The organism is Candidatus Lernaella stagnicola (assembly GCA_030765525.1).
In the GTDB taxonomy this organism is placed as follows: Bacteria; Lernaellota; Lernaellaia; order Lernaellales; family Lernaellaceae; genus Lernaella; species Lernaella stagnicola.
In genome coordinates this window covers 1-26,858 of sequence record JAVCCK010000044.1, presented here as the reverse complement: position 1 = coordinate 26,858, position 26,858 = coordinate 1, and the positions used below count along the sequence as shown (strand labels likewise).

The 26,858-nt window shown below is 59.9% G+C and carries 23 protein-coding genes; 11 read left to right on the top strand and 12 right to left on the bottom strand.

Going from position 1 to position 26,858, the window contains the following annotated elements; genetic code table 11:
- Positions 1 to 8: 8 nt before the first annotated feature.
- Entirely contained in the window at positions 9 to 2,222 is a 2,214-nt protein-coding gene (locus P9L99_20715; GenBank protein ID MDP8225795.1) for a hypothetical protein, read from the bottom strand.
- A gap of 129 nt (positions 2,223 to 2,351) precedes the next feature.
- Complete coding sequence (locus P9L99_20710) at positions 2,352 to 3,728, bottom strand: hypothetical protein (protein ID MDP8225794.1); 1,377 nt, start codon at positions 3,726 to 3,728, stop codon at positions 2,352 to 2,354.
- A 184-nt stretch (positions 3,729 to 3,912) separates the two neighbouring features.
- Between P9L99_20710 and P9L99_20705 the strand changes: the two genes are divergently transcribed.
- The 7 genes from P9L99_20705 to P9L99_20675 all read left to right on the top strand — a co-directional run bounded on the left by P9L99_20705 (position 3,913) and on the right by P9L99_20675 (position 12,721).
- Positions 3,913 to 6,237 (top strand): DUF2339 domain-containing protein, encoded by a 2,325-nt coding sequence (locus P9L99_20705; protein MDP8225793.1) that lies wholly within the window; start codon positions 3,913 to 3,915, stop codon positions 6,235 to 6,237.
- On the top strand, positions 6,237 to 7,568 hold the full coding sequence (locus P9L99_20700; GenBank protein MDP8225792.1) for a DUF3999 family protein: 1,332 nt from the start codon (positions 6,237 to 6,239) through the stop codon (positions 7,566 to 7,568). Before P9L99_20705 ends, P9L99_20700 begins: the two co-directional genes overlap by 1 nt.
- An 80-nt stretch (positions 7,569 to 7,648) precedes the next feature.
- The gene (locus tag P9L99_20695; GenBank protein ID MDP8225791.1) at positions 7,649 to 8,419 is read left to right on the top strand and encodes a hypothetical protein; all 771 of its coding nucleotides are present in this window, start codon (positions 7,649 to 7,651) and stop codon (positions 8,417 to 8,419) included.
- 11 nt (positions 8,420 to 8,430) lie between these two features.
- Entirely contained in the window at positions 8,431 to 8,850 is a 420-nt protein-coding gene (locus P9L99_20690; GenBank protein ID MDP8225790.1) for a hypothetical protein, read from the top strand.
- 149 nt (positions 8,851 to 8,999) lie between these two features.
- Positions 9,000 to 10,034 (top strand): DUF4325 domain-containing protein, encoded by a 1,035-nt coding sequence (locus tag P9L99_20685; protein ID MDP8225789.1) that lies wholly within the window; start codon positions 9,000 to 9,002, stop codon positions 10,032 to 10,034.
- Between the two features lie 181 nt (positions 10,035 to 10,215).
- Positions 10,216 to 11,460: a DegT/DnrJ/EryC1/StrS family aminotransferase gene (locus P9L99_20680; protein MDP8225788.1), complete on the top strand. Its 1,245-nt coding sequence runs from the start codon at positions 10,216 to 10,218 to the stop codon at positions 11,458 to 11,460.
- Positions 11,461 to 11,530: 70 nt separating this feature from the next.
- Positions 11,531 to 12,721: an amidohydrolase gene (locus P9L99_20675; protein ID MDP8225787.1), complete on the top strand. Its 1,191-nt coding sequence runs from the start codon at positions 11,531 to 11,533 to the stop codon at positions 12,719 to 12,721.
- On the opposite strand, the gene hydE is transcribed toward P9L99_20675, so the two are convergent.
- The 9 genes from hydE to P9L99_20630 all read right to left on the bottom strand — a co-directional run bounded on the left by hydE (position 12,718) and on the right by P9L99_20630 (position 21,152).
- Positions 12,718 to 13,767: a [FeFe] hydrogenase H-cluster radical SAM maturase HydE gene (gene hydE, locus P9L99_20670; GenBank protein MDP8225786.1), complete on the bottom strand. Its 1,050-nt coding sequence runs from the start codon at positions 13,765 to 13,767 to the stop codon at positions 12,718 to 12,720. The genes P9L99_20675 and hydE overlap by 4 nt on opposite strands.
- Before the next feature lie 23 nt (positions 13,768 to 13,790).
- The gene (gene mobB, locus P9L99_20665) at positions 13,791 to 14,321 is read right to left on the bottom strand and encodes a molybdopterin-guanine dinucleotide biosynthesis protein B (protein ID MDP8225785.1); all 531 of its coding nucleotides are present in this window, start codon (positions 14,319 to 14,321) and stop codon (positions 13,791 to 13,793) included.
- Between the two features lie 84 nt (positions 14,322 to 14,405).
- Positions 14,406 to 14,933: a rhodanese-like domain-containing protein gene (locus tag P9L99_20660; GenBank protein ID MDP8225784.1), complete on the bottom strand. Its 528-nt coding sequence runs from the start codon at positions 14,931 to 14,933 to the stop codon at positions 14,406 to 14,408.
- A gap of 43 nt (positions 14,934 to 14,976) precedes the next feature.
- Entirely contained in the window at positions 14,977 to 16,173 is a 1,197-nt protein-coding gene (locus tag P9L99_20655) for a rhodanese-like domain-containing protein (protein MDP8225783.1), read from the bottom strand.
- A gap of 9 nt (positions 16,174 to 16,182) precedes the next feature.
- Complete coding sequence (locus tag P9L99_20650) at positions 16,183 to 16,698, bottom strand: YeeE/YedE thiosulfate transporter family protein (protein ID MDP8225782.1); 516 nt, start codon at positions 16,696 to 16,698, stop codon at positions 16,183 to 16,185.
- 19 nt (positions 16,699 to 16,717) lie between these two features.
- Entirely contained in the window at positions 16,718 to 17,662 is a 945-nt protein-coding gene (gene nrfD, locus P9L99_20645; GenBank protein MDP8225781.1) for an NrfD/PsrC family molybdoenzyme membrane anchor subunit, read from the bottom strand.
- 33 nt (positions 17,663 to 17,695) lie between these two features.
- Positions 17,696 to 18,397, bottom strand: coding sequence for a 4Fe-4S dicluster domain-containing protein (locus tag P9L99_20640; protein ID MDP8225780.1), 702 nt, complete (start codon positions 18,395 to 18,397; stop codon positions 17,696 to 17,698).
- Positions 18,398 to 18,415: 18 nt separating this feature from the next.
- Complete coding sequence (locus P9L99_20635) at positions 18,416 to 20,752, bottom strand: molybdopterin-dependent oxidoreductase (protein ID MDP8225779.1); 2,337 nt, start codon at positions 20,750 to 20,752, stop codon at positions 18,416 to 18,418.
- A 19-nt stretch (positions 20,753 to 20,771) separates the two neighbouring features.
- Complete coding sequence (locus P9L99_20630; GenBank protein ID MDP8225778.1) at positions 20,772 to 21,152, bottom strand: metalloregulator ArsR/SmtB family transcription factor; 381 nt, start codon at positions 21,150 to 21,152, stop codon at positions 20,772 to 20,774.
- Positions 21,153 to 22,071: 919 nt separating this feature from the next.
- On the opposite strand from P9L99_20630, the gene P9L99_20625 reads away from it, so the two are divergent.
- From P9L99_20625 to P9L99_20610, 4 genes are all read left to right on the top strand, one after another.
- Positions 22,072 to 22,971 carry an SGNH/GDSL hydrolase family protein gene (locus tag P9L99_20625; GenBank protein ID MDP8225777.1) on the top strand — a complete coding sequence of 300 codons (900 nt, stop codon included), beginning with the start codon at positions 22,072 to 22,074 and terminating at the stop codon, positions 22,969 to 22,971.
- A 710-nt stretch (positions 22,972 to 23,681) separates the two neighbouring features.
- Positions 23,682 to 23,975, top strand: a complete 294-nt coding sequence (locus P9L99_20620; protein ID MDP8225776.1) for a hypothetical protein — start codon at positions 23,682 to 23,684, stop codon at positions 23,973 to 23,975.
- A 15-nt stretch (positions 23,976 to 23,990) separates the two neighbouring features.
- Entirely contained in the window at positions 23,991 to 24,323 is a 333-nt protein-coding gene (locus tag P9L99_20615; GenBank protein ID MDP8225775.1) for a PqqD family protein, read from the top strand.
- Positions 24,313 to 25,671: a radical SAM protein gene (locus P9L99_20610; GenBank protein ID MDP8225774.1), complete on the top strand. Its 1,359-nt coding sequence runs from the start codon at positions 24,313 to 24,315 to the stop codon at positions 25,669 to 25,671. The genes P9L99_20615 and P9L99_20610 overlap by 11 nt, the downstream gene beginning before the upstream one ends.
- 795 nt (positions 25,672 to 26,466) lie before the next feature.
- On the opposite strand, the gene P9L99_20605 is transcribed toward P9L99_20610, so the two are convergent.
- The coding region (locus tag P9L99_20605; protein MDP8225773.1) for a sulfite exporter TauE/SafE family protein at positions 26,467 to 26,858 on the bottom strand (392 nt) is incomplete at its 5' end.

The window sequence follows — 26,858 nt, the reverse complement described above, 5'->3', positions numbered from 1 at the left end:
CGACCGGCCTAGAAGAAAAACCAGATCGGATCGATCAAATTCATCAGCAGCGGATTGAAATCTTTGTCGATCGCTTGAAATTCCTCGCGCTCGTACCAATAGGCGGTCGATGCCTGCCAGAGGTATTTGTAGTCGTAGGAAGTCAAGCTGCGCTCCCACCCAATCGAATACTGGAGAGGGTAGCGGTACTTCGCCTCGCGGCGGCGTAGCGTGCGAAGATACTGCTGCGTCTCCGCCTTCGCGGCATGGAAATTCTCTTGCGCCACCGCTTCCCCATTTTCGGCCACGCCCAGTTCGGACAGCCGCCGCGCCGCCACGCCCGCGAAAAGGTAGTACACATGATTGGCGCGACGCAGGTTGATTTCCAAGCCGTCGACCAGTTCGTCGTACCACGGCTTTGCCGCCGCCGGCACCAGGGGCGCCACGCCCCGGGCATCGCCGAGCAATGCCGCGTAAAAATCGCGGATCTCGGCGAAAGCCGCGACCAGCGTATCCTCGACCTCGTAAATTCCCTGCTCGTCCATCTCGTACATTTCGCGGAAAACAACGGGCGTGAAGTGCGTGTCGGTGCCGAAGGCGTGACCGATCTCGTCGAAGGGATCCAGCGCCGAGAGATAGCTGGCCAGTTCCTCGTCGATCAAGGTCTGGTTTTGATTCTCGGTCAGGTCGGTGATGACCTTCTGCAGCGTCGGCGCGGCCTCGCCGAAAATGCCGGTGAACTCCGCCAGATAATCCCGCCATCCCTTGTCGCTATCCCAGATCGAGCGGGAAATGTGCCAATCGTTCAGCCAGTACAACCATTCGTGCCCGCTGGTAAAGGTCACGTGGCCGTCCAAGCCTTTGTCTTTGAGCAGGTCGATATCTTCCCAGCGCTTCATCACATACAGCGGCAGAAACAGCGGCACGTCGATGTCGAACGACACCCAATAGGCGCTTTCCGGGTAGTAATACACCTGGCGCGTGCCGACGATCGACAGCAGCCATTCAAGCAACGCGTCGAAATTCTCGTTACCGTAGGCCGGGGCCGGGCCGACAAAGCCGTAGTACATCACCGTGTGCGGGTAGGCGCCCATGCGCGGATCGGCTTCCTGCACGAGGTAGTTGAAATTGATGTCGCCGAAATGCTCCGCCGTCTGGCCCGTCGAGCAGTGCACTTTCACCGAGGCGTCGGTTCCGGGGTACGTCTCGTCCACATAGGCGGCCATGTTGTTGATCCAGGCCAGTTGATCCAGGTCGGAGACCGGCGTGAACTCCGTGCTGCCCATCTCCATGTTGATGTGGTCCCACGGCGCCTGCATAACGTAATCCAGACCTGCTTCCATGACGTCTTTCTGCTCGCCGCCGAACTGCGAGGGCATCAGCTTCCACGCTTTCTGCTGCTGAAACACCCAGGAGATCACCACGCCCGCATTTACATGGCGCGTATGCGAGTACGCGATCAAATCCGAATAGAAACCGACCAGGTTGTCGTAGTCGGCGGTGCGCAGCAGTTCGAACTGCCAGTAGTTTTGTTTGTTGCGCGCCAGCCAGTCGATCAGCCGTTTGGCCCACACGCGATGCTGCGGCGTGTCCCGCATCAAGAACTCGCTGGCCTCGATGGGGTGCATCGTGTGGATGTGAAATCCCCGGCGATCCCAATCCGGCGCTTCGAACACGTCGGCGTCGGCACACCACGCCACGGAACATTCAGGCGGCGTGTAGGTTTGTTCCGGATGGAAAAAACGGAAGCCGAAGCGCTCGAGCACTTCGTACACCCCGTACTGCAGACCGGCCGCGTCGGCTGCGGCGATGGCCAGCACCGTCTTGCCGTCTACCTGCGCGCCGCGCAAGCGAAACGACTCCGCCGGCAGCGTCGCCAGTTCCGAAACGGTGAAAACTTCGCCCGCGATCTCCTCATCGCCGATCACGATATTCAGCGTTGCCGCGTCGCCGGAAAGATAGTCGCCGGTGGTCACCGTGATGCCGTCGATTTCGCGCAGCAGCCCGATGGCGTCCTCGACGGCTAGTACCGCGGCGGGCGGCGAACCGGCGGGCTGCAGGAAATGCAGGCGTTGGCGATCGCGCACGGCGTCTTCGTCGTCGTCGCCGACCACGTCGTCGTCGGCTTCGTTGTCAGCCGCATCGTCATCGTCATCATCGCCGCCCTCACAGGCGACGAAGGCGATCGTGACCAAAAGCAAGAAAATGAAGGCTAAAAAGCCAAGGCGAGCCCATCCGGACATTGTTACCCCCTCGGGAAACCCTGCATGATTCGCATACGCCAAGCCGGCGTACACGCGGCAAAATACCAGCGACCAAACGCTATTTCAATCTCACGACGCCGCGAAAGCGCGGTCGAAAACGAGAATACCCTAGAAAATATGCGCTGCGATCATCGTGTATTGCACTGCCGCCACACCCGCCACATAGGTGGGCGCCAGCCACGCGCCGCGCTGCTGCCGGGACAAGCGCGCCAGGTGCGGTGCGGCCAAAAGCAACAACGGCCCAAGCAAGTGCGAGTAATAGCGCGACCAATACGGGCCGCGCACCGCCGTCACCGACAACAGAAAAAGCACCGGATACGCCGCCAGCGCCACTCGGTTGGCGTCCCAGCGTTGCTCGCCGAAGACCAGCGGCAGATAGGGGCACACGAGAAATCCCGTGGCGAACGCGAAGCGTGTCAGCGAGAAGTCCAGTTCGTTCCACCCCGAACCCATCAGCTCGACTTGCGTGCCGAAGTTGCGCCCGACGCCCAATAGCAGCAGATAGCCGCCGAACAGTGCGGCGGGAAGGGCGGCCGTCGCTAGGCCGATGCGCAGCCACTCCAGCCACCGCCGGCGCCCGGCGCGCCAATCGTCGTACACGGCCGCGAGGAAAGGGATAGCCAGCAAAGGAAAGAGCGTCGTCTTTTGCATGACCGCCGCGATGAGAAAAACGACCAGCGCCGTCAGACGGTTTTGTGTCGGCTCGTCGCGCCAGCGAAACCACAACCAATAGAACGCCAACACGAAAAAGGAACTGATGGCGTCGAGTTGAATAAACAGCGAATTGCGCATCGTCGCCGCGTGGGTCAAGAACAGCGCGCCGAGCAGCCACGTCGGCACATCCGGCGCCAGGCGGCGTCCGAGTGAGCGCACCAGCGCCAGCGAGCCGATTGTCGCGCCGAAACTGAGCATCTGCAGCCAGCGCAGCGGGTCGTCGTACACGACCATCAACACGCTGATGACCACCGGCGTCAACGGGCTGGGCGAGTGCGGGAACTCCGCCACCCATTTTTGCAGCGTAAACCAGGTTTCCGCGCCGGGATGCGTCCAGAAATCATGCAGTACGCGGGCGAAAAGCCAATAGTTATCCCACTTCGGGCGACCCCAATACTCCCAGTGGCGCAGCGATAAGTACCCGGCTGCAACAAGCAGAGCCGCGTAAATCAGGAACTCCACGGGTACCGAGATGCGTAGCCGCGACGAATCGTTTTCGACGGTGCGTCCGGCCGTTCGCCATACCACGAGGGCCAGCGCCGCCAGCGCCGCGCCGGTCACCCACAGCACGAGGGGGAAGTCGATCAGCAGGCGGTTGTAGTTTTCAAGAAAGACTTGAAACGGGTAGGGCACGGCCAGGCGTTTCAAGAACCAATCCGGCCGTTGCATCCACACCGCGGCCAAACTCCCGGCCGCCACCGCGCCTGCGGCCAGGAACATTGCGTGCCTCGTGTGGCGATAGCCCGCCAGCGTGGAACCTTTTGTGCGCAACCGCAGTCTCCCTTTTTGTTTGCCGCTACCATGCCGCCCGCGTCGGTTCGTGACAAGTCCAGGCCGTGACAAGCCCCGTCGCGCGTGGCATAAACATGACAATCACGTGACGTAAGATTGCCGGTGGCGCTTCGATGTCGATCAGCGCGGAACCGCCCCTGCAACGACAGGTTGGGAGGCTGCCGTGGACGAAAGTTGCTTGGTGATCTTTCTGGCGATCGTTAACCTTGTGGTGATTGCCTTCGCAGCCTTCGGGTTCGCCGCGTTTATCATGAACATGCGCCGCCGCGACGACGGGCGAAAACTCGAAACCCGCCTGCGCGTACTCGAACGCCAACTACGGATTTTCGCCGAATCGCGCGCGACACCACCGGTTGCTGAAACGTCTCCCGACAAGCCGCCCCCCGCCCAGACAGTCGACGCGCCAAGCCCGGTGGAGTTTGCGCCGAAACCGCAACCCTCGGCCGCATCTCCGTCGCTGCCCACTGCTCCACCCGCGCCGCCGACTGCGCCGCCGCCTCCCGCTACGCCGCCGAGCCGCCCCGCATCGGAAAATTGGGAAGAGATAATCGGCAAGCGTTGGATGACCTACGCCGGCGCGCTCGTGCTCTTTCTCGCGGCGGGATTTTTCATCAAATACGCCTTCGACAGCGGCTACGTCGGCCCCACCGCCCGCGTGTTGCTGGGTTTGGTGGCCGGTATCGCCGTGATCGTGGCGGGTGATCGCTTCATTCGCCGCTCGATGCCGATCTTGGGGCAGGGGATGCTCGGCCTTGGCCTGGCCGTGATTTTTCTCTCTACGTTTGCCGCGCACGGTCTCTACGATTTGGTGCCGCGGGAACTGGCTTTCGTCGGTTTGATCGGCGCGGTCGCACTGGGCATGACCTTGGCCGTACTGCACGAGGCCGTCGTTATTGCCTTCCTCGCCGTCCTCGGCGGCTTGTTGACTCCCGTGTTGCTTTCCACCGGCGTCAACTCGCGCGACGCCCTCTACGCGTACCTGATCCTGCTGGATCTGGCGGTGCTCGGTGTCGCCTTCTTTCGCCGCTGGCGGGCGCTGGACGTGCTGGCGTTCGTGGGCACTTACGCGTTGTTCTTCGGTTGGTATTTGCGCTATTACGACGAGCCGCAACGCTGGGCGACCTTGGCTTGGCTCGCCGCCTTCTACCTCGTGTTCCTGATCCTGCCCTTCGTCAACCATTTTCGCCACGGCACCAAGATCAAGGTGGAACGTTTCATCATGGCCATGGCCAACGCGGTGATCGCCTTTGTTTTCGCCTACGCGATTTTGCATCCCGAGCACGATTTCACCCTCGGCTTCGTCGTCCTGGTCATGGCCGCGTGCTACCTGGCCCTCGGCATACTGACCCGCCGCCGGATCGCCGGTGACCCCGCGGCGCTTTTCGGCTTCGTCGCCCTGGCGGTCGTTTTCCTGACGATGACGGTGCCGCTGCATCTGCGCCTGAACGGCATCACCCTGGCCTGGGCAGTGGAAGGGCCGGTGCTGATTTACCTCGGCTACCGTTTCCGATATCTCCCCGCGCGACTCGGCGGCGCGGCGGTATTCCTGGTGGCGGCCGGGCGCTTGCTCTTCACGCATTCGACGTTGCACACGGCGTATTTCACGCTTTTCCTAAACGCCAAGTTCGGCAGCGCGCTGATAGTAGTGGCTTCCGCTTTCGCCCTGGCTATCGTGCATCGCGCCTTCCGCTCGCAGGCGGAGCCGGTTGATACCGTCGTGGAAAAGGGCGGCCTCATCGCGGGCGGCCTCATCGCAGCGGCGCTCGTTGGCGAGGAAATCGCCCAATTCATCGAGTTTTTCGACCAACCCTTCGTCGTCGAAACACATCGCAGCAGTTGGCCGGCCAGGTCGCTTGTGTGGGCGGTCGCCGCGGCGCTGTACACCCAACTCGGTTGGCTTCGCCGCGACGTCGTGGCGCGCGTCTTCGGCTTGGTTTTGATCGCTGTGGCTGCGGTCTTGGCCTACCGATGCTACTTCATCGATTGGCCCAAAGGCTTCATCGTGTTCGCGAATCTGCGTTTTTTGCCCAACTTCGTCGCACTGTTCGTGTTCGGCTGGTATTTGCATATCGCCCGCCGTCGACCGAAGGAAGAGGTTGAACTCGGGGCGCTGCCGTGGCTGTTCGGCGTATTCCTGTTATGGCTTCTGGTGATTCTCAGCACGGAGATCTATCGCTTCACCGGCGATACCATTACCGACACATCCCTCTCGCTGCGCGCCGGGCAACTTTCGTTGACGATTACTTGGGCCGCCTACGCCATCGCTTTGCTGGTCGTGGGGTTCTGGAAACGATGGCGACCGCTACGTCTGGCGGCGCTGGGCTTGTTCGGCGTCACGCTCGCCAAGCTCGTGCTGGTGGACATGGCCGGGCTGACGGCGCTCTACCGCATCCTCGCCTTCTTCTGCGTCGGCGTGTTGATGATGGGCGCTTCCTACCTGTACCATCTCGTGGAAAAACGATTGAACGACAATCCGGGAGAAGCATAGTGAAAATTCGCGCTTTCGTTTTGGCCCTGGCGGTTGCGCTGAGCGTCACGCTTGCCGCCGCCGCGCCGACTTTCGACACCAAGCCCTTTTCCCATATGGCCGACGTGGAAGCGGCGCGCGACAACACGATGTTTCGTCAACTCGTGCTGCCGCCCGCCGTGCTCGACATCGCCGATCCCTCGCTGGCCGACTTGCGATTGGTCAACGCCGCCGGCGACATTGAACCCTACGTCGTAAAGACCTTGCGGCGCGAAAAGGTTGTGTCCAAGTACACCGCCACGCTAACCAACCGCACATACGACCCCGGCCGATCCGTGCGGGTCGACGCGACCTTCCATGGGCGGGCCGAGAAAAACGTTCTCGAAATCAAAACCAACAGCCAGGTTTACAAGCGGCGCGCGCTCATTGAGAGTTCGGCCGACGGTCGCCATTGGCGATACGTGACCGAAGGCTATTTGTTCGATGTGCGCGGCGGGTCCGGCGACGGCTTCGTGAAGAACCGCATCGCCATTCCCACCCACACCGACGACCACTTCCGCATCACCGTGTTCCACGATGTCGACGACGCGTCGCGTGTTGACATCAGCAGCGTGGCGGCCTTTCGGCAGAGCACGCAGGGCGTGGAGCCGCAGGCAATCATTCCGATTCTGCAAAAGCGGGTGGAAGTGGAAAAAGAGCGCGAAACCCACTTATACCTCGACTTGCGCCACGCCAACCTCGCTTGGCGCGAAATCGTGCTTGACGTCCTCGAGGGTGAATTCTCGCGGCGCTGCACGGTGCTCGGGCGGTCCACCGAAATCATGACCGTCACGCGCCGCGGCGAAGACGGCTACGAGAAAAAGGTCGAGAAAGAAACACCGTGGCAAACCGTTTACCAAGGGGCGCTGTACCGCCTGCCGCGCCGCGAAGGTTCAGAGGAACATCTGGCACTGCCGCTGAGTGGCCGCCAATTTCGATACCTGCTGATCAAAATCGAAAACCGAGATGACAAGCCGCTGGCCGTCACGCCGGCCGAGGCTCGATTCTCGCCGATTGCCATCCGATTCAAGGGGCAATCCGGTGAAGCCTTCCAGTTGTATTTCGGTTGGCCCGCCGGCAAGACTCCCCGCTACGATCTAAGCAAATATGCCGACTCGCTGGCCGAAAAAGGTCTCGGTGAGGCCGTGCTTGCCAACGTGCGCGCCAATCCGCAATACGAAGCGGAGCCCAAGCCGGCCTTGGACTGGCACGAACGATACCGGGTGCTGATCTGGTTGGCGTTGCTGGCGGCATTGGGCGTGCTGGCGTTTTTGACGCTGCAGCAGGTGCGTCGAGCCAAAGCCGACTCGTGAAATCAACCAAAAGGTTTTCCTTCCCGGCCCAAACGTGCTAAACGAAAAGCAGGAACAACCTGGGGGCGACGGAGTCAAGCATGCCGAAGCAAATCGCGGCGTTCTTGTTAATAGCCACTCTGGCCCTCGCGCCCGCCGTCTTTGCCAATCCCCTGCCGGATGAAACCGTGGACCTGCCGTGCCGTTGGGAAGGCGAAACGCTGTGTGTCGGCGTGGAGTTCTTACGCGTACTCACGAATCTCGATGGCGATTCCGTTGACGATTTCGAGAGCGAGCGGGCCGTTCGCATGGCCGACGGTCTTGATGTTTGGTTCGGCCCGCGTGAAGTGCTGCCGACCGCGGCGGGCGGTGCGTTGGGATTGACGCGCGAATGCTTCCCCATCGAGTCCCCGTCGTTATGCGATACCGAGCCGGAGCGTTGCGTCGACTGCAATGCCAATCCGGGTGCCGAGTGCCCGGGAACCTGCCTTGAGACCTACTACTTCTCCTTGCCCGCCCTCTGTCTGCCGCACGGTAATTTCCAGATGGAAGTGCAGCAGCAAGAAGGCGACAACTGGGAGTATCTCGGCCAGTGCGACGAAATAAAATTCACCCAAGACGAGAATTGCGACGACACCGAGCAGAGTGTTTGCAACGAGGCCTTTTGGACCGACGAAATCCTTTTGCCAGTGCCCGCCGACGATGACGACGACGATAATGACACCTACCCCACCGACGAAAACGATGACGACGATGACAACGACAACAACGATAGCGGCGGCTGCGCCACCCATCGCTCGCCGACGATCCCGATGCTCGCGTTGATGCTCGGCGTGGGGTTGCTTGCTCTCGCGTTGCGACGGCGTCGGTAGGCGCGCCGCGCATGTTCGAATTCTCAGAATTCACCGTCCGCTGGTTTAAAGCCTACCTATTCACCTTTGCCATCGAGGTGCCGATCTTCATCTTCTTCGCCCGGCGCTACGCCAAGGCGTGGCAGTTGGCGATCGCGGGAGCCGCCGGCACGGCCTACACGCATCCTTTGTTGTGGTTCGTCTGGCGCGACGTCGTCTACTCGTGGTTTTTTCACTGCGGCGGGCGCGAGATCATCCGCAGCCCCTATACCGCCTATCTCGTTTCCGGCGAACTGCTGGTTTGCGTGCTGGAAACCTTCACCTTTTGGGCCGTCCCGCGCGCCTTCGGCCGCCGCATTCCTTTCTCCCTGGCCGTCGCCGCCTCCTTCATCGCCAACGCCGCCAGCTTCGGCGTCGGACAGTTGATGAATGCGCTGGGCTGGGGGTTTTAGGACGCTCTGTAGCGACTACTCGATTTCCTAACAGGTTCCGACCGGTACGGTAAAGGTTGACAAAGCCTTGTCGTAAGGTTGACAATGAGCGCGGTGCGGTTGACAATGTCGGTTGCCGGGTAAGGCAAGAAAAAAGGAGTTTCCGGGTCATGGCAAAGGTTCGTGAACGCGGCGAGAAGATCCGCCGTTTCATTCTGGAAAATGTCGAATCGCACCCAAGCGATATCAGCAACGTCACTGCGGAACGCTTTGGGATTTCGCGCCAGGCCGTCAACAAGCATTTGCAGCGGCTGGCCGGCGAGCAAGCGCTCGTCGTTTCGGGAAAGACGCGGAACCGGCGATACGAACTCGCTCCCGCAGAAGCTTGGTTGAAAAGATACGCGATCACGCCGGACTTGGCCGAAGACCGGGTCTGGGCAACCGACCTTCGCCCGGTTTTCGACAACTTGCCTGAGAACGTCAGAAGCATCTGGCAATATGCGTTCACCGAGATATTCAACAACGCGCTCGAACACTCCGAGGGTTCCGATGTAACCGTCGTAATAAGAAAATGGCCGCAACGATCCACGATCGTCATTGGCGACAACGGCGTGGGGATTTTCAAGAAAATTCAAAAAGCCTTGGGTTTACTGGATGAACGTCATGCGGTGTTGGAACTGGCCAAAGGGAAGATGACGACCGATCCGCAACGCCATACAGGCGAAGGCGTGTTTTTTACATCACGCATGATGGACCGTTTCCATATCTTGTCCGGTGACGTTTTTTTCAGTCACGAGTTTGGGAAACCGGAAGACTGGATCGAACAATTGCGGCCATCGAGGCAAGGAACTTTTGTCGTCATGGAATTGAGCAACCACTCGGCCCGTACGACGAAAAAAGTTTTCGATCGATTTGCCTCAGGCGACGATTACAGCTTCTCCAGAACCATCGTTCCCGTACGCATGGCGCAATACGGCGACGACGAACTCATTTCCCGTTCCCAAGCCAAAAGGCTTCTGGCCAGAATCGACCTGTTCAAAACCGTAATGTTCGATTTCACCGGCGTTCACATGATCGGCCAGGCTTTCGCCGACGAGATTTTCCGCGTGTTCGCGCACTCGCACCCGCGAATCGAATTGCTGGTGACAAGAGCGAATTCGGCGGTGAAAAGAATGATTGCCAGAGCGAAATCTGTTTCGTCATAGCAGCTTTCTGTGATTCGTGCGCCTCAGTTCTTTCACCCCGAGTCACCCCTCGACGAGTGGGGCGGAATCATCTACAGTTCGGGCGGAAACGGTGCTTGACTTTGAATGTGTGTTCAAATACTCCTAACACGATGACGGCATTTGTAATGCGTAAAAATTACCCTCTGCGAAGGAGAGGACAATGAGCGAATTAGCGATCAATGGCGGACCGAAAGTCAGAACCAAGCCGTGGCCGGTCTGGCCGCCGTCGAGCGAAATGGAAAAAGAGCAACTGCTCGACGTGCTCGAAAGCCGGTCGTGGGGCGGGTATCCCTCACCCAACCGCAAGGCGAAGGAGTTTGGCGAAAAGTTCGCTGCCTACACCGGAGCCAAATACGGAGTCTGTTGCGCCAACGGCACCGTCTCCCTTGAGATGTGCTTGCGCGCCGCCGGGCTCAAGTACGGCGACGAAGTCATCGTGCCGCCCTATACCTGGGTCGCCACCGCCACCGCAGTGGTCACGACCAACGGCGTGCCGGTGTTCGCTGACGTGAAGGCCGAGGACTACACGCTCGACCCCGACATCGTCGAGGCCAAAATCACCGACAAAACCAAGGCGATCATTCCCGTGCACCTGGGTAGCTCCGCCGCCGACATGGACCGCTTCATGGAGATCGCGGCCAAGCACAACCTGATCATCATTGAAGACTGCGCCCACGCGCACGGTGCCAAATGGAACGGAGTCGGGCTGGGCTCGATCGGCCATTTCGGCTCGTTCTCGTTCCAGTCCAGCAAGCTGATGACCTCCGGCGAAGGCGGCCTCGTGCTGACCAACGACGAAGAGTTCAACATGAAGCTGCACAGTCTGGTCAATTGCGGGCGCAAAGAATCCGGTTACAGCAAATTCGACGGCTGGCTGGTCGGCTGGAATTACCGCATCGGCGAATTTCAGGCCGGTGTGCTGTTGGCGCAATTGGCGGCGCTGGATGAACGCACGCGGCTGCGGATGGAGAACGCCGCCTATTTCACCGAACAACTCCGTCAGATCGACGGCATCGAAGTCATCGAGCGCGACCCGCGCCTGACGCCGCAGCATCACTACCAATACATTTTCAAATTCCATCCCGAAGGCTTCAAGGGCTTGCACCGCAATCAGTTCCTGCAAGCGCTTTACGCCGAGGGCGTCGAGTTTGACGGTCCCTTCTACGAGGCGATTCCCGGCCGCGATGAATTCCCGGTGACCGCCGATTACTACCCGGCGATCCGCGAGCGCTACGGCGAGGCGATCACCGAGGCGCACGCCGCCGATTGCCCCGTAACGCAAAAAGCGACCTTCGACGAAGCCGTTTGGGTGCACTATCCGTACTTGATGGGCACCAAGCAGGACATCGACGACATCATCACCGCAATTCGCAAGATTCAGGAAAACGTCGACGAACTGCTCTAAGCACGTGACTCCGCGAGAACCGGGCCCATTCGTTTCGCCGACGAATGGGCCTTTTTAGCAAGAGGGAATCATGAACTTCAAAGCGATGGTCGAGCAGCGTTTTCCCCAAACCGTGGCGTGGCGGCGGCATTTTCATCAGCATCCCGAAACGTCGTGGGACGAACATGAGACCAGCGACTTCTTGGCCGCGCGCCTGAGCGAAATGGGTTTGGCGCCGCGCCGAGTCTCCGAAACCGGCCTGCTGGCCGATATCGTCGGCGGCAAGCCGGGCGGCACCGTCGCGATGCGCGCCGACATCGACGCGTTACCGATTCACGAGCAGACAGGGGTACCCTATCAATCCGAAAAACCCGGCAAAATGCACGCCTGCGGTCACGACGTCCATGCGGCCATGCTCCTGGCGGCCGCCGCCGGGTTCGTGGAACACCGCGACGAACTGCCGGGTACCGTGCGCCTCATCTTTCAACCCGCCGAAGAAACACCACCGCCGGAAGCCGACCAACGAGACGAAACCGGCTCGGTGGCCATGGTCCGCGGCGGCGCGATGAAGGGCGTCGATCGCGTGGTCGGGCTGCACATTTTCAGCGACGTTCCTCTCGGGGTGATCGGTCTGGTGCCCGGGCCGATCTTGGCCGGGTCACTCACCTTCGACATCGCCGTCACCGGGCAGGGCGGACACGCCGGCATGCCGGTCGGCACTGTCGACGCCTTGGCCGTGGCGGCCCATGCCGTCGTGGCGCTGCGCAGCGCCGCTTCCTTGGGCGCCGATCCTAACGAACCGCTGATCCTGCACGTCGGGCGCTTATGGGCGGGCGACGCTCGCACCGCCGTGGCCGCCGAGGCCAACATGGAAGGAACAATTCGCTTCGTGAACCCCGAGGCGTTGGATGAAATCCGCGAACGCGTCACCCGCACCGTGGGCGGTGTCGCGCGAGCTTTCGGCGCCGCGGCCGACATCACCTTCGGCGAACACGTCAACCATCCCGTCGTCAACGACCCGGACACCGTGGCGGCTCTCGCGCCGCTTTGCCGCGAGATCGTCGGCGAACAACAGGTAGTGAGCGGCAAACCTGGTATGGCCTCCGAGGACTTCTGGGCTTACCTGCACGAGGCGCCGGGCGCGTTCGTGCTCATCGGCGGCGGCAACCCGGCCAAGGGAATCACCGCTGGACACCACAGCCCCTTTTTCAACATCGATGAAGACGGCATGAAAACGGGCTTGGAGTTCTGGCTGCGTCTGGGCTTTGCGGGATTGTTCTAAGTCGACGAGGTTCGACGCACGCGGTCGCCACGCCCGCGGCCGGGTGCCCGGTCGATGGCCGCCAATTGATCCAGAAGCTGTAGGTGAAACGACGCCGCGTCCGGCTGGGCCAACGATTTCTCCGGATAAATATCGTACAGCGCGCGGAAGTGGGGCGGCGTCAGGTTGGGCATCACAACGTTCGCGCCGCGCTGCAGGCCGCTGGTTCGCCCGCTTTCTCGATTGATGGTTTCCAGCGCCGTCGTGCTGGGCAGGTTGGCTTCCGGGCAAACGATTCGCGTCAGGGCGACGACCCGGCACGCCATCGTTTCGGTGGAGGGAACTTGGTCGGCATCCTCGATCTTCACTTCGATCTCGCCCCGGCCCAGCGGCGTTTCCGGGTGGGCGATAAACGGCCCCACGCCGATCATGTCCAGGTCCATTTCGCGGAAGGTTTCGATGTCGCGCGCCAGTGAGGCGAAGCTTTGTCCCGGTAGGCCGACCATCACGCCCCCGCCGTTCTCGTAGCCGAGTTCCCGCAAACGGCGCAACTGAAGACGGCGGTCGGTATCGCCGCCCGGTCGCGGCGGGTGAATGCGCCCGTAGAGTTCCTCGTCGGAGGTTTCGAACTTGAGCAAGTAGCGATCGGCGCCCACCTCACGCCACGCCGCCCAATCCGCCTCGGGCCGCTCGCCGAGACTCAACGTGACCGCCAGGCCGGTCTTTGCTTTCATTTGCCGGATGATTTCGGCCAGCCAGGCGGTTTCGATTCCGTAATCCTCGCCCGACTGCAACACCACCGTACCGTAGCCGAACTCGCGCGCCTGCCCGGCGGCGTCGAGTATCTCCGCGGCGGTCATGCGATACCGCGACAGCCCGCGATTGGGCCCGCGGATGCCGCAGTACGCGCATTCGCGGACGCAGTAATTGGAAATTTCCACCAAGCCGCGCAGGTGCACATCGTCGCCGACCCACTCGCGCCGCGTGCGGTCGGCTGCGGCCCACAGCAGCGCCAGTTGTTCCGGATCCGTTTCACGCAGCCATGTCTCGACGGCCTCGCGCGGCATGTCTCGGGTAAGGGGCGGATTCATCACGACAGAAGTTCGCGCTCGATCAAATCCACCAGCGGCGTCAAATCCGCCGGGCCGACGATCGGCGCAAAGTGTTCGGTGAGCCGGTCGGTCACGATGGCGAGGCAATCCTCGTCCGGCCCCAGCAGCGGCGTATCGTGCGCATCGGTGAGGAAGGCCTCGACCTTCGGCCCCGGCAACCGCTTGCCGCCTTCGACCACGATGATGTCCAGCGTCGCCATCCATTCCCGCAGGCGCGCGAAGTTGGCCTGCTCGTCCGTCTCGTCGCCGAAAACCGCAAAGCCGCTCGGGGTGAGAAAGGCCGCCAAGTGCGCCCCGGCTTCGCGGTGCCGATGCGAATCGGTGCCGGGCTCGTCACGCGGGTGATCGTGCGCCGCGTGCTTGATCGTCCCCACGGCAAAGCCGCGCGCCGTCAGCAATTCCACGAGTTGTACGACGAGCGTCGTTTTGCCGCTTTTCTTCTTGCCGACCACCAAAAGCGTCGGCGGTTTGGTTTGCCTTTCCATCACGAATGCGACTTTAGGCAACATGATTCGCGCTGGCAACCTGACTGTGGTCCAAAAAAAAGGGACGCCGAATCGGCGCCCCTTGCTCGACGAAACGTGCTGGATGGGTCAGCACGGATCTTTTGTCGAAGGCATCCCTTTTTCGGCCCACACGTCGAAGCCGCCGTCCATGTTGGTGACGTTCGTGTAGCCGATCATTTTCAACGCGCCGGCCGACAGACCGCCACGCGCGCCGTGCTTGCAGTACAGCAAAATGGGTGCGTCTTTGGGCACGTCGGCGAGCTTGGCGCCGATTTTGAACTCGAGCACGCCGCGCGGGATATTCACCGCGCCCGGCAGGTGACCTTCGGCCACTTCGCCCGGCTCGCGCACGTCGATGATCGCCTTGAACTTGCCCGCCTCGATCATCGTTTTGGCCTCGTCGACACTCACGGTTTTCGCAGCTTGTTTCTTCGCCCACGCTTTGTACTCAGGGATTGTGGCGAATACCTTCGCCGCAGGCGCGGCCGTTGGTGGGGGCGGTGGAGCCGCAGCGACCGGCGTGGGGCCCACGGCGGATTTGTCGGCGCCGCCGCAGGCGAACATGCCCAGACTCAGCAGGGCGATTACGATAATCAGAACAACTTGTTTTTTCATTTTCTTTTCTCCATAGCGTGCCGTGTTACCGGCGGATAAAGGGTCAACATCCAGAATCTTCGAACGCCGCGCCTTTTTTATTGCCCGCCGGCGCCGACGGGGTTGGTGATGGTGGTGGTGGAGGCGCAGCCTTGCCGGGCTGCAGCGTCGGGCTTGCGCCGCCGGATTGGTGCAACGCGTAGGCGTCCAACCCCCCGGCCAGCGCGTAGGCCTCGATTTCGTTAGCGCGCAACAGCGGCAGCAATTGGAAAGCCTTGCTGCCGTTTTGGTCGTACAACACGATCGGTCTTTTGATCCGCTTCAATTCGGCGATTTGCTCAGCGGTGCGCAACTGCCGCGCGTCGATGTGTACCGCGCCGGGCAGCGCACCCGTTTTCAGTTCGGCGCGCGAGCGCACGTCGACCAGATAATGCGGCCGCAAGCCGCCGTTGATCATCTCTTCCAACTGCCCCGGCTCGACCGCGTAACCGCCTTCGGGCATGAAGGCGAAATACGATTGAAAATCTTTCCCCACGAATTCCGATTCCGAACGATCGCCCGGCAGGTATGAGAAACCGGCGAGACCGGCCATCAATCCGACAACGACCGTCGCGGCGGCCAGCCACCGCCCGGCACCCGCGAACTGTTTGACCAACACCGGTTCTTCACCGTCGCGGTATTCGCCGAAGCGCCGTTCCACCCAGCCGAGCAAGGCGAACATCACCACCGCCGCGACCGCCAGCGCCGCCGTCAGATACCCGGCGGATACGCCCAAGGTTTGCATCAACGTCACGTTGCCCACGCGGGTGGCGTAATACACTTTCTCCACGACCGGCATGGCGAAGCCGAAGGACGCCACGCCCACGAAGATCCCGGCCAACGCCGCCATCGCGTCCAGTCGGCCGATACTCACCGATGTCAGCGCGGTGCCGGGGCAAAAACCGGTGGTCGCCATGCCGACTCCGACGAGCAAACCGCCGAGCAAGTGGGGCAGAATGTAGGTTGTGTTGACCGTCAGCAGCGAGGCGTCGACCAAACCGAACGCACTGGCTAACAGCAAACCTGCCGCCGCCGTCACGATCGCGGTAAACATCACGCGCGGTACCGCCATGTTGCGACCGTAGAAAAACGCCGCGACACGTCGCGCGGACGAGAAACCCGCCTGTTCGATCACCAATCCGAACGAAAGGCCGATCACAAACGCGCCGATGATGTCCAAGTTGCCGCCGATCACACCCGTTAAAGCCAGTGGTCCGTTCATGATCGCCCCCTATATCCACTGCCGGCGTACGAAATATGCCGCCGCGAATGCGCCCGCGAACAGGGCCAACAGGAAAAGCCAACTACCCGAAGCGAACACCGCCGCGCCCGAAAGGCCCTGGCCGCTTGCGCAGCCCCGCGCCAGACGCGCGCCGAACCCCATCACAATGCCGCCGACAAAAGCCAGCAGCAGGCGACTTCGCGCGCTGATGTTCGGTCCCCTTTCAAGGTCTTTGCGAACCCGGCCGGAGAAGATTCCGGAAAGGAAGCCGCCGACCAATACGCCGAAGAAAAGAAAGACCTTCCAAGCGTTGGCATGGCCGTCGGTGGCTTTGTCGAAATATTTGCCGAAATAAGGATGGGCTTCGGCGAAAGTGGGAGCCACAGCGTGAACGCCGGAGGCGATGATTGTCGATACTCCGCCCGACGCTCCGAGGCCTCTGCCGGAAAGGAAAAACGACAAGAGAATCACCAAGCCGAGCAAGATGCCCGCGAGGTAGGGATTCAAGTACGGTTTTTGCTGCATGGTCGCGTCCTCGCGTTTGCTAGAAGGCCAGAGTGCAAATGACTTCCTGGCCGGTAATCACCATCAGAAAGCGCAGAATCAGTCCGCCCGAGAGCACCAGAAGCGGCGCCACCCAAAAGGCGCGGACGTTGCCGGTGAAGTTGTTGAACACTTCCAGCACCAACGGCACCAGCAGGCCGAGGCCCACCAGCCCGATCCAAAAAATATGCGCCACGCCATCAGTGAGCAAGAACTGCGCCGCGCATCGGTTGCCGCCGCAACCGGCCAACAGGTCGATCACCAGCAGTAACAGCAACGCCAGTTCGACGAGGATCAGACCCGAATCCGCTGCGCCCAATTGGTGCTTTTCACGATGGCCGCGTTCGAACAGCACGGCCAGCGCCGCGGCGGTCGAGAGCCCCGAGATAAGAAACAGTGGGCCCATCAGCGCCGAATTCCAGAGACGGATCGCCACGAGGCTCGAAAGAAACACGCCCGTGTAGATCCCCACGCCCAGGCCGAGCGCCAAGTTGATCACCGCCAGCGGCGTTTTGTAGGTAAGGACGACGGCGCGCAGTTTGTCGTACCAACCGGTGATTTTCTGCGGTACGAAATCCGGCAACTTCCACAGCATAACCAGAAAGAGCAGGTTGGCCGGATACACCAACACTAACAGCCAAGCGCCCCACGACAGAGCCGACATCGGTTTGAAGGCCGTGTAGAAGCGAAATACGTGCAGTTTGCTAGAGAGGTCCCAGAATAAGCAGGCCATACCCAGCGATAAAAACGCCGGCGCCAATAGCGCCCCCCACTTCGTGCTGAAGGGGAAATCCTGCTCGCGTTTCAGCAACACCAATAACGCCGAAAGGATCAGCAGCCCGGCGCACAGACCGCCGAGGAACAGATACAACGGCACCTGCCACTCCCAGATTTCCAGGTGCGGATCGATCAGCGGGTTGTTACGAGTCAGCAGTTTCTCAATCATTGCAGTCGCTCCTCACGTCGCCCAAGGCGAAGGTCAACATCCCGAATCCTCAAACGCCGCATCGCCCTTTTTCTCCCCGGCTGGTTTCGCCGCCGGGGCCGGTGGAGGTGCTGGGGCGGTCGTCGTCGCCGCCGCCGCGCCGCTACCGGTGGACGCAAAATCATCCGGTGTGTCCAACCAACCGCGCGTGCCGCCGTGAACCAGAAAATAAAGCTGCGGTTCGGTGCCCAATTCCGGACGCAGGCGCTTGTACTCGTTGGTTTCGATCAAACGCCGCACCTCGCTTTCCGGATCGGCGATATCCCCGAAGTGCAAACACTCGGTGGGGCAAACCGACACGCAGGCGGGCAGGTCGCCACGGCTCGTGCGGTGCGTGCAGAAAGTGCACTTGTCGGCGTAGCCCGCCGGGTTGGTGAACCGCGCGAAATAGGGACAGGCCGCCACGCAGGCCTTGCAGCCGGTGCACAGTGCGGGGTCCACCAGCACAACGCCGTCGTCGTTTTTGTAGCTGGCGCCGGTGGGGCAGACCGTCACGCATGGCGGGCGGTCGCAATGATGGCAGCGTTCGCTGCGGATCTCTGTGCGCAATTTGGGGAAGCGGCCCTCGGTGACCGTGGCGATCCAATCGCGATGGAAACCCTCGGGCACGTTGTTTTCGGTCTGGCAGGCGATGACACAGTCCATGCAGCCCACACACCGGCGGGTGTCGATCACCATGGCGAGACGCTTTTTCATTTTCTATCTCCTGCCGTGTTAAATGATGTTGATCTGACTGCCCTTGCCCCCGCCGCCCTTGAGCCCGCGGATGGGGCCTTCCTCTTGCAGGCTGTCGCAGTCGCGGCGCAGGTGTTGGGGTACGCGTTTTTCGGTCTTGACCAGTTTCACGTCGTTCATCCCCATGCCCGTCGCGCCCATCACTGGGTCGATTTTCACGTTGGTAATCAATTCGTTGTCGTTGACGCCTCGGCCGTAAGCCCTGCTCAAGCGCTTGGATCGGCTGCCCCAGCCATGCACCATGTAGACGCAGTCGGGGCGGATGCGCTCGGTGAGGCGCACGCGAATCTTGGAACTCGAACGTTTGCCCGACTGATTCTCCAGGTAGACGTAATCGCCCTCAGCCACGGTGTGGATTTTTGCCGCGCTGGGGTGAATCCACAGTTCGTTGTCGTTTTCCAAATCGTGGGTAAGCGGGTTGTTCGCCGAGCGCGAGAACGATTTGATCGGGCTGCGGCCGAACAGCAGGCGCAGGTAACCATCCTTGATCGGTTCGGGCGGACGGTAATAGGGAAGGGGCTCGCCGCCGAAGGATTCCAGCGTCGTCCCGTATAGTTCGATCTTCCCGGTCGGCCCGAATTTCGGCACGCGGCCCTCTTCGATATACAGCGGCCCGGGGCTAAACTCGACGACGCCCTGCTGCTTCACTTTTTCCGGCGACAGACCGGCGCGACGCAGTTGATCGTCGTTGTGCAGTTCGGCGTTGAGGAAGGGGTAGTAATCGCCCAGGCCCATTTTTTCGGCCAGCTTCTTGGCGATCCACCAACCCGGTTTCGAGTCGAACATCGGCTCGACCAACGGCTGCCGGATCGACAAAAACGAGGGCTTGAAGCCCTTCGCGTTGATCGGATCGTGTCGCTCCATGTACGTGCACTCCGGCAACACGACGTCCGCGTAGGCGGTCGGCTCGGTTGGCAGGACGTCGCACACGATCAGTGCGTCGAGCTGCCCCAGCGCCATTTTCATGTAGTAGTGATGCGGCACCGACTGGAAGAAATTCGTACCGACCACGACCCACGCCTTGATCGGGTACGGCTGCCGGTTGATCGTGGCGTTGATGATGTCCTGCATGACCGGCGATCCGCTGGGAACCTGGTACTTGCCCGTGCTGACGTGCGGCCTCTCCGATTTCGGATAGGGCGGATGCGAAGGCTTCGCAAGCTGCGGCCCGTCGGCAAGGAAAATACCGCCCTTGCGACCGTAACTACCCAGTAGTGCGTTAAGAATCGCCGAGGCCCGTGCCCGTTGCGTGTCGTTGCCGTCACGCGCGTTGAAGCGGCCGGGATGGATCAGCACATGCGGCGCGGCCGCCGCCAAAGCGTGCACGATCTCTCGCGTCACCGCCGGCTTGATGCCCGTTTCGCGGTATGCCCATTCGGGGGTGTAGGCTTTGACGTGTTCGCGAAGCTGCTCGAGGCCCGCGGCGTATTTCTCGACGTAGGCGTGGTCGTACAGCGGCTTCTCGTTTTCTTCGTGCAACATCACATGCATCATCGCCAGCATCAGCGCCAGGTCGGTATTGGGCTTGATCGGCAGATAGCGCCACGCCTTGCCCGCCGCGACCGAAAAACGCGGATCGGCGACGATCAACTTGGCCTTGCCCTCGATGGTCTTGGCCACGAATCGCGAAAACTCGCGCACCTGGCTCACGTGCATGTTCTCGCCCAAATGCGTACCGAAAAGCATCAGCACGCGCGAGTTCTCGATGTCGAGCGGCTCCGGCGATCCCATGCCCTGGCCGTACGTGAGAAAATAGCCCACGTCGCGGGAACCACGGCACTGCGCCGCGCTGGGTTTGCCGATGTTCGGCGTGCCGATGGCCTTGGCCAAAGGCTTGAACCATTCGCCCGACTGCCCGTGCACCAGCAGCGCCACGCTCTCGGGACCGTATTTGTCGATCACCCCCTGCAATAGTTCCGCCGCGCGCGCGAGCGCCGTGTCCCACGCGGCCGTTTCATACTGCTGCTCGCCGCCGTTTTCCGTGCGGATCAGCGGCGCTTGGAGGCGGTCAGGATCGTAGAGCATGCCGACACCGGAGGTACCGCGCCCGCAGAGCCTACCGCGGCTGAGGGGGTCTTTCGGATTGCCGGTGAGCTTCCACAATTTGCCGTCGACTACGTGGCCCAGCAGGCCGCATTTCCAGTAGCACATGGAGCAGTAGGAGGGGATGACTTTCGCATCGGCGCCGTATCCAAAACGCGGGTCGCGGGGGTCGGATCCATCCACGACTTGGTTCCACACGCCGCAGCCGGATGCGGTAAGGCCGGCAAAGGTCGCGCTGGAAATTTTCAAGAAATCACGACGGGTTACTTTCACGTCAGGATCCTTTCCGATGTCAGGTGTCCAAAATGGCGATACCCTTGTCGTCCGCGTCTTGCTCCGGCTCCAACGTCGCGCGCGCCTCACGGGCCAACTCGCCCGAGCGCTCGAGGTTGTCCAGCAGCATTTCGCGCATCAGATAAAAGACTCTGCGAATTCTGGAGTCGGCGAGGCTGTGGTGCACGATGTTACCGTCGCGCTGGCTCACCACGATGTTACGCTCGCGCATCATCGAAAGAGCCTGCGACACGTTGACCTGGGAGACTTTGAGCATCTCCGCCAGTTCGCTGGTTGTGCGATCCTGTTCGACCAACTCTTCGATGATGCGTATACGAAGCGGATTGCCGAACACCTTGCAGACGTCGGCGTGCCGCTTACAAATGGTTTTTTTCAACATCCGGTTCTCCTCCATCAAATGATGTCAATACAGCAGTTAAGCAGTTGCGAAATATTATATATTCGTAATATCGAACTTTTGAAAACCTGTCAACAGAAAAATGATTATGCAGCGTGATTCATAATAGAAAAGCGGCTTTCAAACACCGATGCAAAACGCAATGAGCAATTAAATCAAGTGGATAGGCGGCATATGGCGAAGCGTCGTTGGTTGAAATCTAAGGCGGCAACGTGTCCGACCGCGGAGCCTCCTCCGCCGGCAACCGATTATTGCGACTGGTTGTTTTCAAGGGGAAACCCACGTTCGGGCACAGTCTCCGAGCACCTGATTTAACACTCTGATTTCAACGAAATACCCGCCATCGGGCTTTTCGCTCGGAGAAGGCTGTGATGCAAAAATTCGCAATGAATACAGGTGGTTATCAAGTATTTCGTCGAGCCTCAAGCGAATATTCGGCGTTGATTTCAGAATTCTGACAAGCTGCTTGTTTCGGCCTTCGCCGGTACATCGGCAAGCCTGGCGGGCATCCTGTTGATTTCTCGCGCGAATTGAACGCCTCGCCGCAATTGGCACTATCCGTGCAGTTCTCGGGGGCGAGTGATTGAGGCGAAAACGACGGAAGATTCGTCCGCAAGTAAATAAACCGAACGAACAACCGATCAACTCTCTTTGGCAGGCTGTAGTTCGCGAGACCCGGCGCGAGGTGGTCTGCCAAAAGTTGGCGGCCAAATCCGATGTCGTTTATCGATACCGGTTGTGACCATTCCACTTAATGGTCTTTCCGATACCGACTCATTTCCCTCAACTGGATTCGTTTCCGCGAGGAAAGCGAATCATGCATTGTTGGGCCCCATGTGGGGCCTATTTTTTTTGCCTGCCGCCTCAGGTAGCATACCGGCAACCACAACCCGGAGTAGGTGTGCGAAAAAAACGGCTTTGGTGGCTCGTCCCCCTGGGGCTGCTTCTGGTGGCTGAAATCGCCTTGCGCGTGACCGGCCGCGAGGTGCCGCCGCCATCCTTTTGCCCGAACGGAGCCCCGCGAGGCGACTTCCGCTACGAGCCGCGCGAGGTGCTCGAGACTGCCGGCGGGCAGGTCATCCTTTGTCTTGGAGACGGTTGGACCTATGGCGTGGGCGTCACAAACCGAGAAAAGTGGCCGCATTTGGTGACCGATTTGCTTCCGAACGGACGTAAAAAAACGACCGTTGCGACACTTTCGACGTCCGATTGGACCACCGCGGACGCCGATGGCGTGCTGCCGTCGGCTCTGGAAAAGTGGTCGCCGGCGTGGATTGTGGTGTTCGTCGGGGTGCAGGATGCGATGCCTTTGGAGCTGCTCAAGGAGTATCCGCAAGGCGATCCGCAGACCGCCGAAACCTGCCCGCGACCGACACTCCGCACGTGGCACTGGTGGCAGCGTCGCCGCCTGGCATTTCGGTTGTGGCGCGAGGATCCCGACCGACCCGACAACAAGGAATTCCTGCCCCGGCGCGATACGGTGGCGGGCACTCAAAAAGCGCTCCGGAGCATCGTGTCCTTGGCAACGGACCACGACGCGCAACTCGTTTTCGTCACCTATCCGAAACTGCCGCGCGCGAAATTCGGACCGCCCTGGCTGCCGCTGGAGAGTCGCTACAACTTTCTGATTCGCGCCGCCGCGACCGAAGCCGCTGCGCCGGTTGTCGATCTCGAAGCCCGCTGGGGTGACGCAACGGCTCAGTACTTGCTGCCTTGGATGATGTGGCCGCATCCCAACGCCGCCGGGCACGCCGACATCGCCGCGGGTGTCGCCGAGGCGATACGAGCCACTTCGCGATAGTTTCTATTCGGTACTTATTCCATCAGACAGTCGTGTTCTCGGGAGTCGTATTCGGAAGGATAATCCGGAAGGACGACTTCGACGAGGTGAAAGATGCGTCCGATAATTAAGTATGGTGAAACGATAACCGCGTAGTTAGTGGCACTCGAAAAGATTGAAGTGATTGTTTCGTCAACAAACGATCAACAATCTAAGAAGCGCCCCATGTACTACGCGGGTATCGACTTGCATCGTAGCAACATTGTCGTATCTTTTGAAGACCGGGACGGCCTGGTGGACAAGCCACGGCGGTTTGCTTGCTTTGAGCCCAAAGTCATTCGGTGGAACTCGGTGCGAATGGGTATTAAGTGCTTGCACGCACAACATAGAAGAGGTTTTCGAGGAAGCACCTTGACTCACGTGGGTATGGGTGTCCCAAAAGTTTTTTCTTTACACGGTATTCTTTTTCGTGGTAAACTGTAACTGTTGGTGGTAAACAGTAAACATTCTTGGTAAGAAGTATACACCAACCGTATGTGCATTGGCGTAACTGATAATTGACTTGGAGGGCTGGGAGAATGGCACGCACAAAGGACCCGAAAAAAGGAAAAGTGAACGTGGAGTGGAGAGCGCCGCTTCTCAGGATTTTGGATGGGTACGACGATTTGTTGCGCGAGACATCGACGTTCCCGAACCTGGGAAAGCTCCCTCCCTTGGGGCGAGTTTCCGACTTGGAAAAAATCAACGTCGACCCCGACAGCTTCGCGGGAGCAGGTGCCGCTATTGTCGTTGTTGTTGTTTGTGTGGCCGTGGCCGCACGTCCCGGCGGCATGATCAACGAAGATTTTCTGCGGGCGAAGTTGCTGGATTCGTTATTGCCGAGAGAGCGCAGGGCGCTGCGCGAGGCGATTGAGCTTGTCCGCGGAAACCCGGACATCGTGAAAGGTTCGCTTGGAATCGCGCACACCGAATTGGGCCCCAATTTCATGGGGAATCTGGAGATCGTCGCCAAGGTGTTGGACTGATTCCATGATAATCGAATGAATGTCACGGTGAAGCGGTCGCTGGATGCCACTCCGCGCCGCACAAACGAGTGCTGCCTCGGCGACATTGATCGCGGCGAGAGAATCTCGGTCTATGGTTTTCGCTACCTCCTGTGCCTCGAGGGAACGGCCCTTCGAATCTGGCAGTTGATCGACGGAACACACACGATTAATGAGATTATCGACCAATTGGCCGGCGAGTTCGCTGTTCCGAATCGGGCCGCGATGGAGTATGAAGTCGTTTCCTACTTCGATCGCCTCGAAAAAATCGGACTGGTGGCGTGGCGCTTGCGGCCGCTATTCGAAGAGGTTCAACTCGATGGGACTTAACGGCCGCGTTCTTTTGTTACAGGCACCGGTTCCCGGGTCGCACAATCGTCTCGTGGCCAAACCGTCGGCGATTCCACCGCTCGGAATAGGATACTTGGCTTCCGTGTTGATCCGCGACGGGTTCGATGTGAGGCTGCACGACATGGATGTGGAGGACATCGATGTCGAGCCACTCCGTGCGATCCTGGCCGATTTTCAACCAGCTGTCGTCGGCATCTCCACCACCACGCTGACTTTCAAAAACGGCTTGCGTGTCGCGAAAGTGGTGAAAGAGCAACTTCGCACAAGCGTGGTTTGCCTGGGGGGGCCCCACGTTTCGGTGCGTCCGCAGGATGCGTTGCAAAACGCCTTCGTGGACCTTGTCATTTGCGGGGAAGGCGAGAGGTCGTTTCAGGAACTCTGCCGGGCCGTTGCCGCAAAAAAACCTTTGCCTGCCGAAATTCCCGGCACCGTGTGGAAAGTTGGGCCGAAAACAAAAACGATGCCGAAACGAGAGCGAATCCGTGACCTCGACGCCCTGCCATTTCCCGCTCGACACTTGATGCCGTTGGATCGGTACAACATCCCGGGAACGGTGCTGACCAGCAGGGGCTGCCCGTTCAACTGTGGATTCTGCGCAGGACCGGTTGTCCTGGGCCGAGCCTACATCGAGCGATCCGCCGAACGGGTTGTCGACGAAGTCCAACTGTGCATTGACATGTTCGGTTTGACCTCTTTCTATTTCGTTGACGACACGATGACGCACAACATCGCGCGCCTCGGTCGAATCTGCGACGGTTTGACCAAAATCCGTGTTCCCGAAAAGCTGGGGCGCAAATTGAAATGGACATGCGAATCGCGCGCGGATGTCATCTCGGCGGAAATACTGCAGAGGATGCGGGATGCCGGCTGCACCACGATTCAATTCGGCATGGAATCCGGGTCCCAGGACTTATTGAACAAACTCGGAAAAAAAATCACTCTCCAACAGGTCGAAAACGCCGTGAAATGGTCGGTCGACGCGGGGATCAGCCCGGTTTTGAGCATGGTTTTTCCTCACCCCGATGAGACACGGCAGACGATGGAACAATCCTTCGATTTTGTTCGCAAACTTTACGACTTGGGCGTTGAGAAAATCATCCCGGCGCTTCTAACGTTGTTCCCTGGGACGCGTTTCATGGACCAGAAAGAAGAACTTGGGCTCACGCTGCTTACCGACGACACCGATGAATACAACTTGGGCACACCCATTCTCACCACGCGTCACATGACCCGAGAGGACATTTCCAACGGATACACCCAATTGTTGATGCTGACTCAACTCAACGGTCGCGATCTCGTCGGCGGAATCTCCCTGAAACCGTCGTGACGTCCAATGGCTCGCGCGGTGGTTCTGCGCCCGGCTGTCGCTCGCCAAAACTCATCCGGCAATGAAATCAACGTGCTGCAAAAATAGCTAACAGCTTGGGATCCGTTTCGACATCCACGGCAGCATCCATGATCAATGCGTTGATGGGATTTCCGGGGACACTCATAACCGCGTGAGTCAAGAACCTTCCTCGAAAACTTCTTCTATGTTGTGTGTGCGTGCACGTAACGCCCATTCGCACCGAGTTCCATCGCGTGGAATCGTGCATAAAACGGTTCGCGAGGCGAGACGCCCATTCACCATAACGGCGCAAGCGACGGATCGTCCGCTAGTCACCTGGGTCGGGCCGCGCTCACCTCCAACGCACGCCGATATCTGTCCTTTTAGGCCACCCGCGCCAGATGCCAGCGCATCAGGCGCAGCCAGCAAATCACCGCCAGTTTTTGCGCCACCGCCACCCGGGCGACCTTGGCGCTGGACCGCTTACGGATCGGCGTGTACATCAGTCGCAGCTCGACATCGCCGCGGGTGTTGCCGAGGCGATACGAGCCACTTCGCGATAGTTTCTATTCGGTGGGTATTCCCCCCGAAGCAGCAGGCGCAGAATGCCCTGGTCGTCGCCATTGCCCGCGCCCATATTTGGAGGGACCTGCTGGAATCCGGGGAAGTCAAAAACATCGCCGAGATCGCCCGAGCCAACAAGGTGGACGGTTCTTACGTGAGCCGCATCCGCCGATGCTCTGGGAAGACCGCCGCCGGGGATATGGGTTTACCAAGCTAGGATAACGATACAAATCACTTGGCGACACTCGCATTTACCAGCATGAGTACGGCCGCAATGAGCGTAGTGACGGCAAAAAGTAATTTGAGATATTTTGGGTTTGATTTAAGAGCGATTTTGCCTCCTAAAATACCGCCAAAAATCGTTATTCCGGCAATGGGTATAGCCCAAGTAGGATTGAAGTTTCCATGTAGGGCATGCCCCATGAAGCCAGCAAATGCAGTGGCTGCTACCATTGCTGAAGCTGTTCCTACCGCGATGCGCATGGGTACGCCGCATGCTATTACCATCAGTGGGACTAGAAATGATCCTCCCGAAACACCGACCATTCCCGCAAAAAAGCCTGTAGCCATTGCAAGGGGCACAGCCAACCACAGATTTATGACAAAAAGCTCCTTGCCTGTTT

What these genes read in the sequence shown, in the direction of transcription:
- P9L99_20615 (MDP8225775.1), top strand. Translation starts at nt 23,991, where the DNA reads ATGAATGTCACGGTGAAGCGGTCGCTGGATGCCACTCCGCGCCGCACA.
- mobB (MDP8225785.1), bottom strand. Translation starts at nt 14,321, where the DNA reads ATGTTGCCTAAAGTCGCATTCGTGATGGAAAGGCAAACCAAACCGCCG.
- P9L99_20695 (MDP8225791.1), top strand. Translation starts at nt 7,649, where the DNA reads ATGCCGAAGCAAATCGCGGCGTTCTTGTTAATAGCCACTCTGGCCCTC.
- nrfD (MDP8225781.1), bottom strand. Translation starts at nt 17,662, where the DNA reads ATGATTGAGAAACTGCTGACTCGTAACAACCCGCTGATCGATCCGCAC.
- P9L99_20690 (MDP8225790.1), top strand. Translation starts at nt 8,431, where the DNA reads ATGTTCGAATTCTCAGAATTCACCGTCCGCTGGTTTAAAGCCTACCTA.
- hydE (MDP8225786.1), bottom strand. Translation starts at nt 13,767, where the DNA reads ATGCCGCGCGAGGCCGTCGAGACATGGCTGCGTGAAACGGATCCGGAA.
- P9L99_20680 (MDP8225788.1), top strand. Translation starts at nt 10,216, where the DNA reads ATGAGCGAATTAGCGATCAATGGCGGACCGAAAGTCAGAACCAAGCCG.
- P9L99_20610 (MDP8225774.1), top strand. Translation starts at nt 24,313, where the DNA reads ATGGGACTTAACGGCCGCGTTCTTTTGTTACAGGCACCGGTTCCCGGG.
- P9L99_20685 (MDP8225789.1), top strand. Translation starts at nt 9,000, where the DNA reads ATGGCAAAGGTTCGTGAACGCGGCGAGAAGATCCGCCGTTTCATTCTG.
- P9L99_20715 (MDP8225795.1), bottom strand. Translation starts at nt 2,222, where the DNA reads ATGTCCGGATGGGCTCGCCTTGGCTTTTTAGCCTTCATTTTCTTGCTT.
- P9L99_20650 (MDP8225782.1), bottom strand. Translation starts at nt 16,698, where the DNA reads ATGCAGCAAAAACCGTACTTGAATCCCTACCTCGCGGGCATCTTGCTC.
- P9L99_20675 (MDP8225787.1), top strand. Translation starts at nt 11,531, where the DNA reads ATGAACTTCAAAGCGATGGTCGAGCAGCGTTTTCCCCAAACCGTGGCG.
- P9L99_20660 (MDP8225784.1), bottom strand. Translation starts at nt 14,933, where the DNA reads ATGAAAAAACAAGTTGTTCTGATTATCGTAATCGCCCTGCTGAGTCTG.
- P9L99_20640 (MDP8225780.1), bottom strand. Translation starts at nt 18,397, where the DNA reads ATGAAAAAGCGTCTCGCCATGGTGATCGACACCCGCCGGTGTGTGGGC.
- P9L99_20630 (MDP8225778.1), bottom strand. Translation starts at nt 21,152, where the DNA reads ATGTTGAAAAAAACCATTTGTAAGCGGCACGCCGACGTCTGCAAGGTG.
- P9L99_20655 (MDP8225783.1), bottom strand. Translation starts at nt 16,173, where the DNA reads ATGAACGGACCACTGGCTTTAACGGGTGTGATCGGCGGCAACTTGGAC.